Here is a 21,412-nt window from a genome sequence, read left to right as displayed (position 1 = left end):
ACTATTTTAAGTGCTTTTTTGCAAATGAGACCAAGGACTCTTTTCTGGAAAGGATTTCATCCATAACAGACGCATCAAATTCCTGGCTTACATTCATACTAACCCAAACCTGTTTCACAGCCTGTCCTTTTCTGTTTGTCCAACTCATCTGTGGATCCTCATTTAAATAGAATATATTGTTTTCGATCCTATATCCATTTGTGGAAAGATCAGATAGCTGCAAATTTTCACTCGAATCATCTGAGTAAATGATATTAATCTCCGGATCCTGTACTATAAACATACCTTGTTCGCAAGGATCAAAGCGAAACATCTTAATTGCAATTGGCTGATTAAATGTAAATGATGCCTCAATTCTTTCTGCATTTCCCCTGTTTACCACATGAAGCGCATCGGTTTCATTGATTCCGTTTCCAGTATCAAAATATAACTTCGGAGTCATCATGGGAAGTCTCTGGTTAATTGCCCTCTCCACTATGTCAGGAGTAACATCTTTGTCCAATTCCCCTTTAATCATGATTGAAATAGCCCTTGATTCTGTGCCACATTGTATATATACCTGTGGATCTTGATTGATAAATAATATCTTATTATCAAAAGAGAACCCGTTGGAGTCACAAGTCTCCATCTCAATGATATCATGATGTCCATCCTCATATTCGATGAAAGCATACATTTTTTTCAGAATGATCATGCCTTCCTCACCAGGATCAAATCTCAGCTGCTCTATGATAGAATTATCATCAGGAATCTCAAATTCCACTTCAAAACGGTTCTTTCTGAATGAAGCTCGACATATTTCCGAAGATCTTTCATTAAATCCTTCTCCCTCACTATAATACAGATGCATCATGCCGTCAAACGAACTTTTTGCTGATGCACCGGATCCATACAGCCCCATCAACTCATTATGCAGATCGGAGAGTGATCTCATAGCCGGCCCTCTTCTTTTCATTTCATTCACCACGTCGACAAATGTACCTGCCAGCCCCCCATTCATCATTGCCATATTCATTCCACGAAGCATATAATATAGGTTTGTTATCTCCATTGATGCAACATTATCACTGAAACACCATGCTGGATAATATCCGGCATCCTGTACTGCAAATGAATATAGCCTCTCTACAGCATGAAGGATTGTCCCATCTGTCTTTTTCATTGGTTCTTCTGGAAAATCTTCATAGGAAAAATTTCTCGCATACAGTTTTATCATTGCTTTAGGACGATACCAAAAAAAGCATCCCAAAGCAGATATCGGCGGTTGATCACTTGACATAGGTACGTGTATGTCCAATTGTTCTGCAAGCTTTTTCGTATTTTTAAAATTACCTGCCCATTCATTCCCCATTGTCGGAAAATATTCAGCATGATTCGGTGGTGTCGGAGTAAGTAATCCAAGTCTCGGATTATCTTCGAAAAGCTGAATCACATTATTCACATGGTCTTTATTCTTTAATACACTCTCGAAACACAAATATGCCCAGGAAGCACCTTTACATTCCGGTTTTAGCTGTGTAACCTTTTTATCGTGTGCAAAACAAACATAATCGTATTGCAAAATATCCGGATTCACTGCCACCAACACAGATCCTACATCCCTGCCTCTGTTTGGTATCTGCATTACCTTCAGATTTCTACACTCTAAAGAGTCAAAACGTTTTTCAACAAGTTCTTTCATTCTTTTATTTCCAACGGTAATATATACATCCGCTTCTGCCGGCATGGAGCTTGCGTACTGAAAACTCTCTTCCAACAGTTCTTCATAATACAGATGTAAAACTAATGCGATTCTTCGTTTCTCAAGGATTCCTGAAATATCAGGGGAAATTTTAGAAGGAATTACATAGTTTAGCTGCAGACACTCTTTGATCTTTGCCTGGTTACAACATCGAAGTATATTATTCCAGATTAAATTCACATCATAATTCGTAGAATTTTTCAGATATTCCATCAATTCATATGTTGGCTCACCAATCGTTGTATTTATAAAATCGATATAATCATGATTAAAACTTCTCCTTTTGAATATAGGACAACGTTTTTCTTCAATCAATTTCTTCGGGGCTTTTAGCAGCGGATATTCTGTGAATTTTTTCATATCATCTGTATTTACATAGACATCCCACTTAAATCCTTTTTTTGCAAAATGATGCGTAAAGTAAGATTCGTGGTATGCAACAGAATCACCATAACTTTTAATAGGGGGCATCTTTTCCCAATATTCATAAAAGTCATCGCTTGTCAGCATCTTATTCCTCACCGCAATAAAATGGGACTGTATATGTTCTCTCAAATATCCACATTTGATTTTACCATATGGATCAACTCGGACCTCGTGATATTTCGTTATTCCCCAGAAGTCAAGATCCTGTTTATTATCCATAGTTTCAAACATCTCTTCAAACGGATAAACCGGCCCCATAATAGTATAATTCATTAGTATTACTTCGTCATATTTTGATAATTCTTCCCAACCAATCGTCTGAAGAGCTTCTTTATAAGCCCCCACATCAAAACCTGTATTATTACGTTCCACAATACAATCAGCAAGTTTTGAAAACTTTTCATAACCTTCTTTTGTCAGTTTTCCATTACTGATTACAAACAGATGCTGGCAGCTTTTCATCATATCTTGTAGCATATATATGTTATAATCATCTACCACACCATCTGCATCAAAGAAAAAATATATTAAAAGCCTGTTGTCAATATTCATTCTGGTACTACCTCACTATCTTTGTACTCAATGTTAAATTATAAGCCTTTTCATTATGGAAATCAATCATTTTCATCGGCCGATGCAAACTGCATATCCGTATAATAAAACTGTCTCTTTGACAGCTTAACCTGCTCACTTATATCTAATGGCTTCCTTAGAGTAACTTTTCTCCCTAATTCAGTAGCGTCAGTATTGTTTAATTCCGGAAGCTTTATAGATAATGTATACTTTAAATCGTCTAGCATTTTTTCTGTCTTTTGGTTATATATAATAGGGAGCACCTTACACTCATAGACAAACCCCAAAACTATACTGTGAAATCTGGTTCCAATTACAATCTCAGCTTTTTCAAATTCATGTAGTATGGGCTCTGTATCCGTTTGATAACTCATATTTTGAATTCTCTGTCTTTCCAATTCATTAAAGTTTTCACGGATTTTTTGAATCATGACCTCATCTCCTTCATTCCGGCAAAACGATATAAGGATGATTTTATACTGCTCACTGATAAAATATCGAACCAGATCGACCTGAAACCTAATATAATCCGCTTCATAGACACTTATGTCATAGTTTCCTTGTCTGTTCTGAAGATCAATGAGGGAGAAAATAACTATTTTCTCCTTGTTATTAACGGTCGATGTAATATTTGATTTTAGTCCAAACAGAACATCTGGTGCATAAGAAACCTGCGGAACATCTCTAAAGAGATTCCAAGAATATTCGTCTCTTAAACAGATACCTTTATATTTTTTAAACAACTCGTGATATGCTTTAAGATATCTTTGATCTTTATAGGGGCCGAAATTTGCTCCAATCAGGAAAAGGTTTTTGCTGTTCTCAACCAGCATCTTATCAAAATTATAGAATTCCGACCAATCATCATGATGCTGTACGAAAGATGATCCGCCAATATGAATAACTGCTTCAGAACGTCTAATCAATACTTGGAGATATGAATTCACATTTTTAAAATGCTTAAGTATCTTATTCGCCAAAAGGACCTTTTTTTCTTTCGGATCCCTTACCTTACAATTGTGTAAATCTCTGAACCTTGTCTTGTAAGATTTATCAGCTATGATATAGAACCGAACCATAGGATATCTTCTGCATAATGTCTCTACAAACAAGTCGTCACCAAGATTTTCCTGCAGATATGCATGTATATATACTCTTTTCATCTATACACCTTCCAATTAAGTCTCTGTATAGACTAACATAAAAAACAGAACAGCACAATCAAAAGGTCCAAAATCGAAGAATTTTGAGTTGAAAAAACGTAGGAATCTTATTGCTCGTATTGAAATGTAACTAACGGTAACGTATAATATAATGAAAGCGTTAAAAGGTGTTTTGACTCTAATGATACACAGATTGTTACGCTCTTCGAGCTCTCACAATCTTATTAATATAAAAAAGAAAGGCTTTGAGTGGTTAAAAAAATGGATCTTCCTTTAATCAGTGTAGTTATGACCGTCCATAATTCCGAAGACTATTTACTTGAAAGCGTAAATAGTGTACTAAATCAATCCTATCGTAACTTGCAATTTATTATCGTAGATGACGGATCAACCGACAGCACTCCGCAGCTCTTAAATAAAATAACCGACAAGCGGGTAGAAATATACACACTTTCAGAAAATCGACATATCTCTTATGCTACAAACTACGGTTTTTCTAAGGTGAATGGCAAGTATTTAGCTATCATGGACAGCGATGATGTCTGGAATGACAATAAACTTGAGATTCAGCTTAATTATTTAAAGGAACACCCTGAACACAAGGGTTGTTTCACCTGGGTTGACCTGATTGATCAAGATGGAAAACTTGTAAATGAAGAATTATCACAATTAAAAGAGCTGTTGTCTGCCAACACTGAGGATCAGAAATACTGGCTTCGTTTCTTTTTCTTTCACGGAAATAGGCTTCCAAATCCTTCATCTATGGTTGAAGCAGAAACGATTTCATCGATCGGCGGTCATAATCTATTCTACATTCAGGCGACAGACATGGAATGGTGGGTCCGATTTACTCAGAAGTACACTTTTGGGGTTATAGAAGAACCACTGATGAAATGCCGACGTATATTAAATGATGACAAAAATGTGAGTAGTTACTCGGAAACACATGACACACGTTTTTATAATGAACAAATGCATATACGATACCACTTTTTTGATCATATGGAAGATGAACTATTTATACACACTTTCAAAGACTTTTTTATAAACCAAAATGCAAGTACACCACAAGAACTCTCATGTGAGAAAGCATTTTTAATCTGCAGATCTTTTAATCAATCCACTGCATATTCTGCTTTAGGTTTGTTAAAAATCGAAGGGCTTCTTAATAATCCGGAAACTGCTGCGCTTCTCAAGGAGAAGTATAATTTTTCAACAATTGAAGTTGGCAAATACACCGGGACTCATCTTTATAACGATCCCTATCTTCAAGGTTGTCAGGCTGAATATGACAGTTTAAAAAGCAGTATTAACTTATGTAGACTTCATATCAACAAGTTAGACGGAGAAATAAATCATCAAAATCAGGAGATTAAAAAACTCAATATGGCTTTAGTTGAAAAGGAAAATGTTATACTATCTCTTACACAACAAAGCAAAGAACTTGAAAAAAGTAATTTCGATCTATTGAATACGCTAAATATGATTGAGAACTCTACCTCATGGAAAATTACTTCACCATTTCGTAAACTGAAGGCTAAGTTTAGAGACAGCAACAATAAATAGTGTAAGTGCTTGGGATGAGTAAAGAAATATCTGGCTTTAAGTTCAACGGTAAACTGAGAGGGCTTCACAAATAGTCTAATTTTTAAAAAAGTAACAGAGAACAGCATCCCAAGCTGCTTCTCTGTTACTTCTATCATTAGTCCTGCTATATTAACTTAAGGAAACGGTCTATCATAATGGCACATTCTGCTCTTGAGGTCACTCCTAACGGATCTAACTGAGTCCCCTGATATTTTCCTGTTATGATTCCGCTGCCTACGGCCCATCGCATTGCATCTTTTGCATAATCAATAACCATTGTAGAATCCTTAAATTTAGATAAATCAGCTTTTTTATTCGTGTCCATCTTCCTATAATTCGCATATCTGTAGAGCATTACAGCCAACTCCTGTCTTGTTATCGGACTGGCCGGCATAAATTTTCCTGTATCCTGATAACCCGTAATAATGTTATATTTACTGGCCCAGGCTATTGCGTCTGTATACCATATATTATTGCCCACATCCGGAAATTTTCCATTATAAGGTATCGGTTCCTCACCGCCTATTCTCCACAGCATTACAGCAAACTGTGCTCTGGCAATTGAATCCATAGGTCCAAAGATATCAGTCTTCATTCCTGTCATAATTCCAATCTTTGATACATAATCCACCTCGTCATAGTACCAATCTCCGGAATTAACATCCCGAAAGTTCATATTGGAATCTGATATTACTTTTATGTAGTTTGAAGATATATTGACCAACATATTGCTTTTATTGTATTCGCCTGACTCATCAAGATTTGTTCGATCTGCATTAAGGACGCCATCACTTTGAATCTCATAAAAATTATTTATCGGATTCTTCCTGCGTACAATAAAAGTTGTATTTCTCTGCTTTGGGGTCTGATACACTGCTTTTGTACTTGTTGAACTGCCACGCCTGACATTTACCTGTGTAAATGCGTTTTTAATACCTACCCTGAATGAATACATGTCCCTGTTTCCGCCATTCTTGTCAAGAACATATGCACCGGCAGCAGCCTTTTCTCCCCAATACGGATCCGAGGCATACCGTACGTTAAACCCGCTTTCCTTATTTCCCAGAAAACTACCCGCATGTTTCCAATTTGACGGATTCATATATTGTTTTGACATCCAGGTTTCCGTAAACTCTTTGATACACTGATCAACACTGGAAAATGTATTTGCGCTTGCACCCGGACTACTGTCTACTGCATTTAGTCCGAACAGATTATTCTTTGTCTGCGATATATTGCTTGTTCCCCATGCACTTTCATTTCCTGCAATTCCGGCAACCAACAATGCGTTAACCCCATACTTATTCTGATTCTCAATCAGAGATGATGCAATGTTCTGCATCTTTGAATTTACATTAATCGGTCGATTCCTGATAATATTGTTTAACTCATCTTCAGAATAGCGAGTAGTGCTCCTTAGCGGAAGAAATTGATAATAATTGTAAAAGGGGCTATTATTATTCACTGAATGATCTCGATTGTTATTTTTATAATCTTCCAGCATCTGTGCATATTGATTCTCACTGTAGAAATAATGACCATCATAGCTATAGTATTTTGCACCATCTTTTAAATATGTGGGCGCTTGTCCATTGTCAAGAGAACTTGCATAAGATGCCTTGGTCATATTTGTAGTTATTTTGTGTATTAATCTCCCCCCCGACACTGTATAATAGCTTACAGATTTTGCATCTTTATAATTCACCACCTGAACATCCTCTGAATCCACAACACCTATTTCACCAGCAATCATGAATTTCACTTTGCCATTACCTGTCGTTCCCAGATAAGCTCCGTCCGCTGCATAGGCACCATTTAAATAGCCTACCAACTTACTGTCTTCAGAATTTACATATTCGGTAACCTTGCTGCCGGATATGTTAAAGTTTACGATTTGAACATTATCCGTTGAAAATAAGGACGGATGATTTTCAAAACTTCCGTTCTCAACAGACAAATCAGAAACGTTACCATTCTCGTCCATCCCTGTAACGTGTTCTTGTTCATCACAACGTTCTCCTGCTATTGAATCCGCTTTAATCGAAATTCCCACGGATACATTCAGCGCGATAGAAATTGTAATCATCAACGCTTTTATCATTTGCTTTGTATGCATATCATTCTCTCCTAACTGTATTCATGATAATCTAACCACAATAATCCCCTCTTCATTTTTTACACTGTTTGTGTCCGGCCAAGAATTCATAGTTTTTGAAATTTCTTCTGCTTTTTGTATCTGCTCTTCGCTCGGAAACGCATATTCATAGCCTATACTCTTCATAAAATTACGCATCACATATGTTCCATGCTGGGTATAAAAAGACATAGAAAACAAGGATCTCCCGCTTAACTCTATCTCTTTCTCGGTATACATGGATGGGGTTATATGTGTTGGTCTTGCCCCAATAAATACTACCGGATTTTCCGGTGGATCTCCTAAATTTAATTGATCAATGCGATCCGATATCTTTATGGCAAGTACCATGTCCTGCTGAAACTTTGCATATTCCGTGTAATATATTCTTGCAGTTACCGAGGCCTGCTGCATACTCAAAGCAAAGAATCCCAGCAAAGCAGCCCTTTTGAGCGACAATGGAATTATATCACGGTCAAAACAAATAATGTGTCCTGCAAGGTACATACTTAAAAAAGCTGTTACAAATGGAATCGTCCATTCTGTTCTGACGCTTGCAGTGCCGCCCAGCAACAGGATCATAATAAACGGGCAAATACATAGAGCGAGAGAAGCAAGAAAATAAATATAATAAGCCTTCTTTTTCTGTACGAACTGTAAACTAATATATATTAAGAATACAACTATTAAAACAACAAGGGCAAAATTATAATAGACAGATTTTCCAAACAAGATGTTTTTAGCCTGCTTTACTATGTTTCTCAAACATTCGTTCAATGAATCCTTACCCCATCTGACTTGATCTGTGATATAGGGGTGCGTTTGTATATTCAGAACAGACAACACGATTTTGTTTACAACAGAATATATGAAATATGCTAATACAAACTCTAGAATCAATCCCCCAATTGTCCTCCAACATATAACTGTTCTCGAATCTTCTCCGTGTTTTACCTGTTTAAAAGTTTTGTCTTCTTTTACTTGAATTCTGTCAATATCATCATAAAAAAGTAAAAATGATGAAATTGCACCTGTTATAAATAAGATTACAGTTGACTGATATGTCGAAAAACTAAAGAAAATACAAATCGTTGAAAGAATATAATAGTAACCTTTGCTATAATAAATAGCTTTGAAAAAAAATATCAAAGATACTCCTACCAGTGCAATACAGAAAGCACCTTCATATGCCTGCAGCAAGAAGCTGGACTGCTCAGCCATTATAGGTGATGTAAAAAACACAGTAGGGAAAATCCAACCAATTTTACTCAGAGAATCATTCAGGTTTGAAAATAAGTACATCCATATAAGACCACCTACTAGCAGCATCACAACCATCATAAAAGACGCTACATATGGATTAAACCAATATGTCCCCAAAATCTTTTTAAGCAGCACTGCTCCAAAGCGTCCCATACCAAACCATGCCTTATACAAAGCTTCCGGTACACTTATGATACTCTCTGTATCAATTGAAACTATAACATGAAATAGCTTTATTCCATATGAAAACAGAATAAAGAAAAAGTATATCACGATGGACCATCGGCTTTTTTTTATAAATTCATCAATGGTATCAAATTTTTTCATCATATCTGTCACTCTGCTCCTTTAGAACAACTGTTGCTCCAGAGGATACACCACAAATCTTCTGGAGCAACAGCTATAAGTTAGATAATTATATTACTTTCTCTTTGTATCAAACATTAGGATCTGTCGGATCCCAATTTTGTCCGGGATTCGTTATTCGGTATACGGGTCCCTGTCCCAAAGGCCCCGCATTTGAACTGTCATAGATCGTGACCTGCATACCTATCTTGCAATTATCATAGATCCATTTTGCATCTCTGACGCTCAGCCTTACGCATCCGTGGGATGCCGGTTTCCCCAACTTATTATATTCGGATGGGTTTAGGTTAAAACTTGTCGTGTTTGAACCTGCTACCGAATGAAAAAGGATCCCGCCTACAATTCGAGTACAGTATTGACCGAACGATGGTCCCATCAGCTCATGCCAACGATACTTTACAGACGTTCGATAAGTCCCAGTTGGAGTAGGTGTTCCCGGAAGTCCGACAGAGCATGCAAAACGCTTTACAGGTATAATATACCCATTACCTCCGTCTGCTGCATAAATCGTGACAGTGCAGGTTGTTCGGTTGACTCTGGCAATATAAGATGACTGCCTTGGTAAAATACCATCGAGGTCTAATTGTTTTTGATTGTTAATATAATAAAACTTATAACCGTTTTCGTAATACCATCCCGTTTTCGTAAAGTCTCTGTTGGAAATGTGAATTGTTTTGGTATCAACTACTCCATACGGATTCGATACCTGACAGCAAAAGGCATAGTCACCGCTGACAGGCGGCGTCCAGTTGACAGCAGAAGGAGAATTTCCACGATATAAGATATTCCATCCAGATCCGTTCCATTGCAGATAAGTAAAAGTATAGTTCTCACCCAGATAATTATATCCACTCGCAGAAAGCTTAGCAGTTTTTCCGGCTTCCAAATTACCCGAAAAGCCAAAACTGCCAATAGAATATCCTTTAATGTGGTACCCTATCGTTTGTGTATATTCTTTGCCATCACTTCCGACAATGGATGCGTGAATCCAATAGTCCCCACTGGTCTTCGGCTGCCAATATGTATTTACTCCGCCAGACGAAAGCATATGCCATTGTTTCGTTCTCAGATCATAGATCTGATACTTGTATTTCAAATTCCCATCATTAGAATCAACATTTTGCATGATATAATATGTCCGATAATCAGGCGTATATACCTGCAAATTTTTTAATTTTGTCGAAAGAGCTTGTATCTGGTATGACATAAATGACTGATAAACTTTACCGTCAGGCCCTGTCACCTCCAGGCATAAAAGATAATTTCCCTTTTGTTCCGGTTTCCAGTAATACACTTTCTGCAGATTATCAGAAGAATACAACTCTCTCCAGGTTGTCCCATCATAAACTATATAACGATACTGCAGCTTCTGGTTCATTGGATTTTCCACAGTTCCGGATAATCCGATCGTCGTACCAATCGCCTTTGGAGAACTGATATCACTTGTAAAGGAGGTAATCTTAATGTCTTTTACATTATATCCGATCAGCATATTGTCGGTCTGACCCGTTCTGGTCTTCCCCTCTACTTGTATCCAATAAGGACCCGCGCTCTTCGGTGACCAATGTGCATTCACCTTCGTCGACCAATCCTGTATCAGTATCCATTGCTTCTTTGTTAGATCATAGCTTACCCATTTAAATTCCGTCTGAGAATCATTTGTTCCGCCATCTATGCTGAGATCCACTCCCCCTGATACGCTTATATTTGCATGTATCGCATTGATCCTGACAGATAATTCCTGTGCATCATATCCCAAAAATTTCTGTCCTATAACAACCCCTTCCGCATTGTAAACCTGATAGCAGATCAAGTAACTGCCTGGTTTGTCAGCTGTATATGTAAAATCTTTCAGTTCTTCAGACTTATACAGGCTCATCCAGTACCTTCCATCGTACACCAGATACTCATAGGTAAGTTCTTCAGATAATGGATTGACTATTGATCCGTGTAAGGTAATCGCAGTATCCCATGGCTGTGAACTACTGTGGTCCATGGAAAAATCCCCAAGCCTTGCTCCCTGAATAACATAGCCAATCGTACTTGTATATTCTGTACCATTACCAGGATCAGCAATCACATGGATCCAATACGTTCCCGGTTGAGAAGGCTGCCAGACGCAACTTGAATCATCTGATTCACCAGCAGGAATTTCTGTCCATATTAATTTCTGAAGATCATAAATCAGATATCGGAAATTAATATGGGTACTATCTACATTTGAAGTATATTGTGGTGTAACTGTGACATTTGATCCGTCCTTGCTAAGTTTTGCATCAATACCTCTCATATGAAACTCAATTTTTTTCTGATCTTCAGGCGTGATTGTATTTGAGTATTCCTGCACAGCATTCTGAGGCAAAAGCTCAGAATCCGACTCATTTTCAGGGGATGGAGTTTTGTTTTCTAAAGAATCGTCAGAAAAAACTTCATCCTTTTTGTTTTCATCTGGATCTTCGAATCCATCTGCTGGTTTATCCTTCTCTTCTGAACTATTACTGATGCCTGATGCTTCATATGTCGATGGCGCGTTATCCGCCCATATTACCTGGGTTCCAAGTGACATTGTCAAAGCTATTGTAACAATTAAAATTTTTTTCTTTTTCATCTGTAAACCTCCTCATCCCCAACTCAAACTTATATACGTTTCAATGAAAAATCCTGACTTTCTAATGTTAAATTAGGATTATAGTACGGATCTCCATCTCTTAATATTTCAGGCCATCTTTTTTCAAAAATGGCAATCTCACCCTGAAACCGTCTAATCTTCTCTGGTGTATCTTCCAATCCCCTAGATTTCGATTCATAATGATATAACTCAGCATATGGATTATAGACCACCAGTTTACCAAGAGATCGTACCTTCAGGCAAAAATCTATGTCATTGAAAGCCACTTCCAACTCCTCAGTCATTCCACCGACTGCATCATATACCGACTTTTTCACCATCATACAGGCAGCCGTTACTGCACTATAATCCTGAGCACATATAATTCTATGGAAATAACCAGTAGAACCCCTTGGCTGTTGTACAAAACAATGCCCTGCAATTCCACCAAATCCCACAACAACTCCTGCATGCTGGATTGTATCGTCCTCATAGTAAAGCCTTGCCCCAACGACACCCACATCTTCTCTCGTACAGTATCCCACCAGCTCCTCAATGCAGTTATTATTAATAATCTCGGTATCATTATTCAGTAGCCATAAATATTTACCCTTTGCAAACTTCGCACCGAAATTGTTTATCGAAGAGAAATTAAATTTTCCCTTATAATATACGACTCTGACTTTAGAATTTTCCTTTTCCAATTGCTTATAGTATTCAAATGTCTCTTGTTCCTCGCTATTGTTTTCAACGATTATATATTCATAGTTTTCATATTCAGACTTCTGTTCTATGCTGCTTATGCAACGGTTCAAGTCATCAATATGATCTTTATTAGGTATAACAATCGAAACCAATGGCTTTATATCCATGATATACGTTGTACGATATAGCCCAAGATACTCGCCTTCTGATACTATTGCCGGAAATTTCATTCTGTCATAATGTGACTGGACAGCACGTTTCCCGGCGTCAAAGGCATATAGCTTGCTCTCCGGATTTTCAGACGTAGAATTTTCATGACTTCTCCAGTGATATAATATCTTTGGTATATGGTAAACCTGTTTGGCTTTTTCCACACATCTGAAAATAAAATCATGATCCTGCGCACCATCAAATTCTTCTCTAAGTAAACCAACTTTTTTCTGCAGATTGTTTTTCACCACAAACAGATGACAGATATAGTTAACAGAACATAAAAGGTCAATATTAAAATCAGGTTTAAAATGAGGCTGAAAAAACTTATTTCCATCCATAGACATCTTATCTTCATCCGAATAAATTACATCTATATCAGAATTATTATTTACAGCTCTGGCACATTCATAAAGTGCATGCTCTGTTAAAACATCATCATGATCAGCAAAAACAATATAATCACCTGTTGCTATCGAAATTGCACGATTTGTGTTTTCCGAAATTTTTTTTGGCACATCTGATTTAATCACTTTAATCCTGGAATCTTTTTTTACCAATTCATCCAAATATTGTTTCAGTGGAGACCCCGCTCCACTTCCATCAGAAAAACAAAGTTCCCAATTTGTATATGTCTGTTTTTCAATAGATTCAATAAGTGCAGCAAGATATCGCTCTGGTGTTTTATACAACGGAACAACAATACTAAATTTGGGTTGAACCTTAAATACTTCTTTTCTCTGTCTGTCAAGTTCTTCTTTTGTGGGAAGATGTTTTGGCAGCCATTTCTGGTAATCCACAGGACCTTGTTTTTTTTGGCGAATCTTAATTAATGCTTTATTAATGAATGCCTTGAATCCATGATTCTGCAAATATCTTAAACCTTTTTTCGAATACTTTACAATTTTGTGAGATAAGATTCGGCTCTTACTCAAGGAGATATTATAGATCATATCTTCATCTCCAGCCGACATCACTAAACCATATTGTTTACCTGAAATATGATCCAATTCGATATAAAAACCGCACTTTTCTTCGACCTGATACTCTTTAAATAATTCAACGACATCTGGTCTGTTCAGCCTCTGGATATTGCAGTTAACCTTTTCTCTGTTTGCATCCCATACGGAAATATCCAATGGATCAGTGCTCACTGCCCAACCCCTTATTTTACAGGTTTTATCTGCAAAACTAACGTGCTCCTCTTCAATAAAATATTGAATTCTTTTTTGTTTTCTCACTAATTCCCGCGTCGTAATTGTAAACCACATAATATGGTCACTATCTTTCACTGCCTCAATCGTCAGTTTTTCATGTGTAGGAATTTTCTCAGGAATCTTTACTTGTATTGTTACTTTTTCTCCGACAGCTGCATCCAGATCGGCAAATCTTTCCAATACACTTGTATTATCCCACAATTTTACTGAGGATTCAAGTTTTTGTTTGCCAATTTTAGCCCTGACATCATATTTTTTCGGAAACATTCCCTGTAAAATATAGATACTGTCATCTACCAGATCAAAGCGTTCTCTTTTAACTTCATATATATCGTTTTGCATAATTTATCCTTTAATTAAAGAACTTAAATAAAATAATAATAAACACATACAGATAGGTCAATGCAAATATAACGCTAATGAATGTCTCAACATCAAACTGATGGCTCACTGTACGCATTGCCAGTGTATTGTGATCAAAACTATCGGTATTTAATGTTAATTTTACCCTCTCTTTGCCCTTGGGTACATTAAAAACAGTCAGTGCATTGCCAACCTGGGCATTAGAGGAGCCGAATCGAAAAACAAAATTTTGATTTTTACAGCCCTTAATTTGTTTAAAGCGGATTACATGAAATTTTCCATTTTCAACATCTGCACCTTTTAATATCCCATTTCTTATTATCTTTCCGGAATCTCCGTCAAGAATCTGATAATCATAGGTAGATGTCAAATCAATACCATAAGTACCAAATTTAATACTGATTCCATCCAAAACAGATTTTTTTGAGATAAACTCCTGCTGTATATAAATCCCCTGATGAAGTTCTCCCATATTTCCATAGAGTGCTGTATCAACAGTTTTATCATAAATTGGAATTTCCTTATCTATATTTGCATAAAGTGAAGAAAATCCTATAATGACAAACGCTGCTATGATATATTTTATTGCTTTTTTCATCTTATACCTCAATCTCACGATATTTCATACTGATTTCCCACTTCTTCTGCTGTTCCATACATTTTCATATGACCTTTATCAAGCCAAAGGGCATTTTTACAGATCTTTTTCACCTGTTCAATGCTGTGTGATACAAACAACACTGTGGTGTCTGACCCGATCATATTCTGTATTCGTGCTTCACACTTTTGCTGGAAACGGAAATCACCGACAGATAAAACCTCATCGACAATCAAGATATCTGGTTTTCCAATTGTAGCGATTGCAAACGCCAGCCTGGACAACATTCCTGAGGAAAAGTTTTTCACAGGAACATCCATAAAATCTACCAGTTCTGAAAAATCAACAATATCATCATAGTACTCAAGCATCATCTTTCTTGAATAACCTAATATTGCACCATTCAAAAATACGTTCTCACGCGCAGTAAGATCAAAATCAAAACCTGCCCCTAATTCTATCAGTGGAGCAATAGTTCCATTCACTTTTACTGAACCTTCCGTTGGTTTTAACACACCTGCAATCACCTTAAGCAATGTGCTTTTACCGCTTCCGTTTAAGCCCACCAGTCCTAATGATCCACCTTTTTCAACCCGAAAGGATATGTGCTGCAGTGCCCAGAACTCATCATATTGTATTGTACCTTTTATCGTTCTTATCAGATATTCTTTCAGACTATTAACTCGCTCCCGCTCTAAGTTAAAACGTATGGAGACATCACTTACATCTATCATTACATTACTCATAATTATCTCCTTACAAGTTCAGGATGAAAGAATCCTGCTTTTTATAGAACACATATAATCCTACAACGACAACTATGATACACTCGGCCAGCGCAAGTAAAATTGAGGCCATACTCGGTAAAATTCCATCCAGTGCAAGGTTTCTAAACATAATAACCATGTTTGTCAGAGGATTAAGCATTACAATTTTTTTCACTGTTTCCGGAAGCATGGACATTGGATAAATAATAGGCGTCATATACATCAGGGCAGTGATAAAAACTCCATACAGATGTATGATATCCCTGAACTTGACAGCATATGAAGCCAATATCAAGCCTACTCCACTGGAAAAAACGACTACAAATATTATTGGGATTATCGCAAGGATAATCGTAATATGAAATTCCTGATGTGTTGCAAGCATCACTACTATAAGCGCAGCAAAGGAAGCCAACACATTGACTCCACTTGATAAAATACGCGAAAGGACAAATAAATACTTAGGAATATATGCCTTTTTAATCAACGAGGAACTCCCTATAATAGAACTCATCGCAGTGCTTGTAGACTCAGTAAAGAAATTGAATATTACCTGACCGCTTAAAATGTATAATGGGAAATTTTCAATATCGTTCCTAAAAAGGCTGGAGAATACAACACTTAAAACGATCATCTGACAAAGTGGATTAAGCAAAGACCAAAACACTCCCAACACAGAACGCCTATATCTTGTCTTAATATCTCTCATCGTAAGCTCACTCAGCAGAGGTTTATACTTTAAAAAATTGTTAAAATAAGTTGACAAATTTAAACCTCCAGTTATCTCTTCAGATTCTTGATTCCCAACCACTTTGTATCTTTATCTGATATGATTAAATCCCCTTTTGTCATTCCCTCAGGTACTGGCCACTCAACACCTATATCGGGATCTGACCACAAGATTCCACCTTCGTCATTCGGATGATAAAAATCCGTGCATTTGTAAGCAAACTCGGCATTCTCAGAAAGTACTATAAAACCATGTGCAAAGTTTTTAGGGATGAAGAATTGCTTTTTATTCTCTGCTGACAACAGTACTCCATACCACTTTCCATATGTTTCAGACTCTGGTCTTAGATCCACCGCCACATCATAAACTTCTCCGCTGACAACACGGACAAGCTTATCCTGTGGGTATTTAATCTGAAAATGCAGCCCTCTTAATACTCCCTTTTTTGAAGCCGACTGATTATCTTGTACGAACTCCATATCTATTCCAACTGCTTCAAAATCCTTACGATTATATGTCTCCATGAAATATCCTCGTTTGTCACCAAATACAGTTGGCGATATAACCTTTAATCCTTCAATATTACATGTTTCAACATTAATTTTTCCCATTATTAGTTCCTCTTTTCACTTAAAGTCCCTCAGCGATTTCCATCAAGTATTTACCATATTCTGTCTTTAGGAGTGGCTGGGCAAGTTTTATCAATTGTTCTTTTGAGATATATCCTTTCTTATATGCTATCTCTTCTATGCATGAGATATAAAGACCTTGTCGATTCTGAAATGCCGAAACAAAATCTGCTGCCTCTAAAAGCGAATCATGATTTCCGGTATCTAACCAGGCGAAACCACGACCAAGCGTTTCTACCTGCAAGGTACCTCGTCTGAGATACTCATTGTTCACACTCGTAATCTCAATCTCTCCACGAGCAGAAGGTTTTACATTTTTAGCAATCTCTACAACATCATTGTCGTAAAAATATAATCCTGGAACGGCATAATTAGACTTTGGTATCTCCGGTTTTTCTTCAATTGATAAAGCTCTTCCGCTTTTATCAAATTCAACTACCCCGTAATCTCTGGGATCACGCACATAATATCCAAAAATAGTAGCGCCTTTTTCTCTTTCCGATGCAGATTTTAAAACCTTGGAAAAACTCTGTCCATAAAAAATATTATCTCCCAGAACCAGTGCAACATTATCATTTCCGATAAACTTTTCTCCTACGAGAAATGCATCTGCGAGCCCTCTGGGTTTCTCCTGTACCGCATACTCAAAAGAAAGCCCTAGTTGTTCGCCAGTACCAAAAAGTTCCTTAAAGACAGGCAAGTCCCTCGGTGTTGAAATAATTAAAATTTGTCTAATGCCTGCAAGCATCAGTGTAGACAATGGATAGTAGATCATAGGTTTGTCATAAACCGGCATGATCTGTTTTGATATGGCTTTAGTCAGTGGATATAGACGCGTGCCCGATCCCCCTGCCAATATAATACCTTTCATCTTATATTCCTCCGTTTTTCATCAAAAAGATGCCAAAAAGCAGTGTGGAACACCCTCACTGCATTTTTGGCAAGTACATGCAAATATTATCTGTCGCTGTACATATCTTCATAGTACTTTTGATAGTCACCACTTGTAACATTCTTCATCCAATCTTCATGATCGAAGAACCATGCAATTGTTTTTCGAATTCCGTCTTCGAATTTTGTTTCCGGATACCATCCTATCTCCTTTTTAATTTTATCTGGTGATATCGCATAGCGGCGATCATGCCCTTTTCGATCCTCAACATAAGTAATTAGCTGATCACTCACCAGGGCTTTCCTTGGATCGTTATCAGGGAGCATTTTCTGCAGACATTCAATAATAATTTTAATAATCTGAATATTCTGCTTTTCATTATGCCCACCGATATTATAAGTTTCAAACAATCTGCCCTTTTCCTGAACCATGTCAATACCCTTGCAGTGATCTTCAACATATAACCAATCTCGTACATTTTTACCATCACCATAGACGGGAAGTTTCTTTCCCTGAAGTGCATTATTGATAATAAGAGGGATCAGTTTTTCAGGAAACTGATAGGGACCATAATTGTTGCTGCAGTTAGTAATGTTTGCCGGAAACTGGTAGGTATCCATATATGCCTTTACAAGCATATCTGATGATGCCTTGCTGGCGGAATAGGGGCTGTGAGGATCATAGGGTGTTGTCTCATAAAAGTATTCCCCCTCATTTTCTAACGAGCCATATACCTCGTCCGTCGACACGTGAAGGAACTTATGATCCGGCTTAAATGTTCCATCTGGAAGTTCCCATGAATCTTTCGCTGCATTAAGCATGACCATAGTACCCAATACATTCGATCTTACAAACACTTCCGGATCTTTGATACTCCTATCAACATGACTTTCTGCAGCAAAATGGACAACTCTTTGAACATCATTTTGCTCAAAAACTTTGTTAATGGAATCTCTGTCGCAAATATCAGCCTTAATGAATGTGTAGTTATCTCGATTCTCGAGATCTTTCAGATTCTCGAGATTTCCTGCATAAGTTAGCTTGTCCACATTAATTATTTTAATTTCATTATCATACTTTTTAAACATATAATGTATATAGTTTGAACCGATAAATCCGGCTCCACCAGTCACCAAGTAGGTACGCATCTTTTTATCCTCCAATTTTCATTCAAAAATGACTTTTGACTTCGGTAATTATATCATCAAATCTAGGTCAGTGCAAGCAAGTTTAATTTTCAGCAATCAAATCAATAACCCTTCTTCTCATGACTTGCTTTTCAAGATCCTTCTTTTTGAACAGCGATCGGAAACTCTGCTCCGTCATCTGGTACTCATTAGCCATGTCCATAATAACCTCTTTTGATTTTTCATCATCAATTTTAAATCCTTCTTTTTTAGAAATGGCACGGATTATCATATCCTGTTCTACAATTCTTTTTATATCATTAATCTTTTGTTTCTCATATTCTTTATCATTTAACTTCATTTGACTTTTATAAGTGTCCAGATCAATGCCGGACATTTGCAAATTATTATTCATATTTAAATCAAATTGTTTCTTTGCTGAATCAATATCCGTTTTTATGTATTTCTCAATAATACAGGTCTTTTTAATCTTTTCCCAAAACTCCTCCTCGTCAATGTCATTCTGATTTAATGACGCCTCCTGTATCAAATTTTCTCTGACCGAACTCTTGTATTCATCCTTTGAACTATATTCTGTGTACTTGTGAATCCAATCTTCGGTAAGCTCAGGATACGATCTTGTAATAGAATTCACTATAATGGAATACGTTATCTTCTTTCCGGATAAATCAGGGTTTTTCTTATATTCATCAGGTAATTGTAAGTCTATATCTTTTGATTCACCAGGTTTCAACCCAATAATAGATTCATCAAATCCAAAAGGCATGCCACTTTCTCCAATTTTAAACTGCATTCCTTCATTTGATTCATCAGATATTATGGTTCCATCAACCTGTCCGGTAAAACTGGCAAAAACCCAATCCCCACTTTCAGCACCCTCATCAACGATTTGTGTGTTTTGTAAAGCATCTGCAACTGCCCTTTCCACATCGGAATTAGTCACTTTCTTTTCTTGATGATTTAATTTCAGATTTTTATAATCTCCCAGATCAACAATGTCTAAGATATTAACATTCTTATTTGTATCGTCTACAATCTCCATTCCATACTCTTCATCATCTGATTTTGGAATATCCGAATGAGATTTTCTACTTTTTCCGCATCCAGAGATTACTATGAGTGTCATACATAAACTCACTATAAGAAATACTCTTCCCTTTTTCATACTCAAAGCCAGGCCTTTCTTTATTGAATTTTCTTTACGTCATCACTATTCGTTTCTCCAACAATATAGTGAGGACGTTTTTTGGTTTCTAAATACATCTTGGAGATGTATTGTCCCATGATTCCGATACAAAACAATTGGACACCACCAATAAACATAACTATACATACCATTGATGGCCATCCATTCACTGGGTCACCAAATGCCAGTTTCTTTATACAAATTACCAAAATCATTATAAAAGCAATGATTGTAAAAAAGACACCACTCCATGATGCCAGAGAAAGAGGCACCTGAGAAAAATTAACAATTCCATCAACACTATATTTTAAAAGTTTCCAAAAATTCCATTTTGTTTCTCCTGCTACACGTTCTGTGTTTTGATATGGGAGCCATTTTGTTTTAAATCCAATCCATCCATAAATTCCCTTTGAAAAGCGATTATGTTCACCCATCTCAACGATAGCATCCACCATCTCCCTTTTCATTAGACGATAGTCCCTGGCTCCATCTACAATATCAGCATCAGAGATTTTGTTGATTATCTTGTAAAAAGCACGGGCAAAAAAGGAACGTATTTTTGGCTCACCTTCACGAGTTACTCGTCTTGTAGCAACACTGTCATACTCTCCGCTTTCCAGGTAAGCTACCATTTGTGGTAGTAATTCCGGCGGATCCTGCAAGTCAGCATCCATAACAGCAACGTAATCTCCCTTGGCATTGATAAAGCCCGCATACATTGCTGCCTCCTTCCCAAAATTTCGTGAAAAGGAAATATAAGTAATGCGATTGTCCTTTCCCGATAAATTATGCAGTTCGGCAAGCGTATTATCTTTTGATCCATCATCAATAAATAGCAGTTCAAATTCATATTCATCCATTTTGTTTGTTACTTTATTTACTGCTTCATAAAAAAGAGGTAAGGCCGCTTCTTCATTGTAACATGGCACAATTAGTGATATTTTTTTCATTATTAATCTGATCCTTTCACTGATCAAAAATATTTCCTTATATTATAACAAATTTCGTACACGCTTACCAGTCTATATCCGTCTGAGTTTCATACTTCAAAAAGATTTAGATAATAGAAGATCCCGTAATTTGAATATAAAAAAAGCAGGAGCCAA

At 36.8% G+C, this 21,412-nt stretch carries 15 protein-coding genes; 1 reads left to right on the top strand and 14 read right to left on the bottom strand.

Annotation, left to right across the window (positions count from 1 at the left end; all coding sequences use genetic code 11):
* Window position 1 precedes the first annotated feature (1 nt).
* Window positions 2-2,719, bottom strand: a complete 2,718-nt coding sequence (locus INP51_RS03845; RefSeq protein ID WP_193736414.1) for a rhamnan synthesis F family protein — start codon at window positions 2,717-2,719, stop codon at window positions 2-4.
* Between the two features lie 62 nt (window positions 2,720-2,781).
* Window positions 2,782-3,903 carry a polysaccharide pyruvyl transferase family protein gene (locus tag INP51_RS03840; RefSeq protein WP_193736413.1) on the bottom strand — a complete coding sequence of 374 codons (1,122 nt, stop codon included), beginning with the start codon at window positions 3,901-3,903 and terminating at the stop codon, window positions 2,782-2,784.
* Window positions 3,904-4,152: 249 nt separating this feature from the next.
* Here INP51_RS03840 and INP51_RS03835 point away from each other — a divergent pair, with 249 nt between their 5' ends.
* Window positions 4,153-5,469, top strand: a complete 1,317-nt coding sequence (locus INP51_RS03835; RefSeq protein WP_193736412.1) for a glycosyltransferase family 2 protein — start codon at window positions 4,153-4,155, stop codon at window positions 5,467-5,469.
* A gap of 145 nt (window positions 5,470-5,614) precedes the next feature.
* Here INP51_RS03835 and INP51_RS03830 read toward each other — a convergent pair whose 3' ends face one another.
* From INP51_RS03830 to INP51_RS03775, 12 genes are all read right to left on the bottom strand, one after another.
* The gene (locus tag INP51_RS03830) at window positions 5,615-7,606 is read right to left on the bottom strand and encodes an S-layer homology domain-containing protein (protein WP_193736411.1); all 1,992 of its coding nucleotides are present in this window, start codon (window positions 7,604-7,606) and stop codon (window positions 5,615-5,617) included.
* A gap of 21 nt (window positions 7,607-7,627) precedes the next feature.
* A complete protein-coding gene (locus INP51_RS03825) occupies window positions 7,628-9,217 on the bottom strand; it encodes a glucosyltransferase domain-containing protein (protein WP_193736410.1) in 1,590 nt (529 codons plus the stop codon).
* A gap of 106 nt (window positions 9,218-9,323) precedes the next feature.
* Window positions 9,324-11,861 carry a L,D-transpeptidase family protein gene (locus tag INP51_RS16105; protein ID WP_230406872.1) on the bottom strand — a complete coding sequence of 846 codons (2,538 nt, stop codon included), beginning with the start codon at window positions 11,859-11,861 and terminating at the stop codon, window positions 9,324-9,326.
* A gap of 29 nt (window positions 11,862-11,890) precedes the next feature.
* Complete coding sequence (locus INP51_RS03815) at window positions 11,891-14,335, bottom strand: glycosyltransferase family 2 protein (protein ID WP_193736409.1); 2,445 nt, start codon at window positions 14,333-14,335, stop codon at window positions 11,891-11,893.
* 10 nt (window positions 14,336-14,345) lie between these two features.
* On the bottom strand, window positions 14,346-14,954 hold the full coding sequence (locus tag INP51_RS03810) for a hypothetical protein (RefSeq protein ID WP_193736408.1): 609 nt from the start codon (window positions 14,952-14,954) through the stop codon (window positions 14,346-14,348).
* Between the two features lie 14 nt (window positions 14,955-14,968).
* On the bottom strand, window positions 14,969-15,703 hold the full coding sequence (locus INP51_RS03805) for an ABC transporter ATP-binding protein (protein ID WP_230406928.1): 735 nt from the start codon (window positions 15,701-15,703) through the stop codon (window positions 14,969-14,971).
* Window positions 15,704-15,710: 7 nt separating this feature from the next.
* Window positions 15,711-16,487: an ABC transporter permease gene (locus tag INP51_RS03800; RefSeq protein ID WP_193736406.1), complete on the bottom strand. Its 777-nt coding sequence runs from the start codon at window positions 16,485-16,487 to the stop codon at window positions 15,711-15,713.
* Window positions 16,488-16,501: 14 nt separating this feature from the next.
* A complete protein-coding gene (rfbC, locus tag INP51_RS03795) occupies window positions 16,502-17,062 on the bottom strand; it encodes a dTDP-4-dehydrorhamnose 3,5-epimerase (RefSeq protein ID WP_193736405.1) in 561 nt (186 codons plus the stop codon).
* Window positions 17,063-17,081: 19 nt separating this feature from the next.
* On the bottom strand, window positions 17,082-17,951 hold the full coding sequence (gene rfbA, locus INP51_RS03790) for a glucose-1-phosphate thymidylyltransferase RfbA (RefSeq protein WP_193736404.1): 870 nt from the start codon (window positions 17,949-17,951) through the stop codon (window positions 17,082-17,084).
* A gap of 86 nt (window positions 17,952-18,037) precedes the next feature.
* Window positions 18,038-19,120 carry a dTDP-glucose 4,6-dehydratase gene (gene rfbB / locus INP51_RS03785; protein WP_193736403.1) on the bottom strand — a complete coding sequence of 361 codons (1,083 nt, stop codon included), beginning with the start codon at window positions 19,118-19,120 and terminating at the stop codon, window positions 18,038-18,040.
* 82 nt (window positions 19,121-19,202) lie between these two features.
* Window positions 19,203-20,285, bottom strand: a complete 1,083-nt coding sequence (locus INP51_RS03780; protein ID WP_193736402.1) for an FKBP-type peptidyl-prolyl cis-trans isomerase — start codon at window positions 20,283-20,285, stop codon at window positions 19,203-19,205.
* A 20-nt stretch (window positions 20,286-20,305) separates the two neighbouring features.
* Window positions 20,306-21,256, bottom strand: coding sequence for a glycosyltransferase family 2 protein (locus INP51_RS03775; RefSeq protein WP_193736401.1), 951 nt, complete (start codon window positions 21,254-21,256; stop codon window positions 20,306-20,308).
* Window positions 21,257-21,412 lie beyond the last annotated feature (156 nt).

This window comes from Blautia liquoris, from assembly GCF_015159595.1.
GTDB lineage: Bacteria > Bacillota > Clostridia > Lachnospirales > Lachnospiraceae > Novisyntrophococcus > Novisyntrophococcus liquoris.
This window is presented reverse-complemented; position numbering and strand designations above follow the sequence as displayed.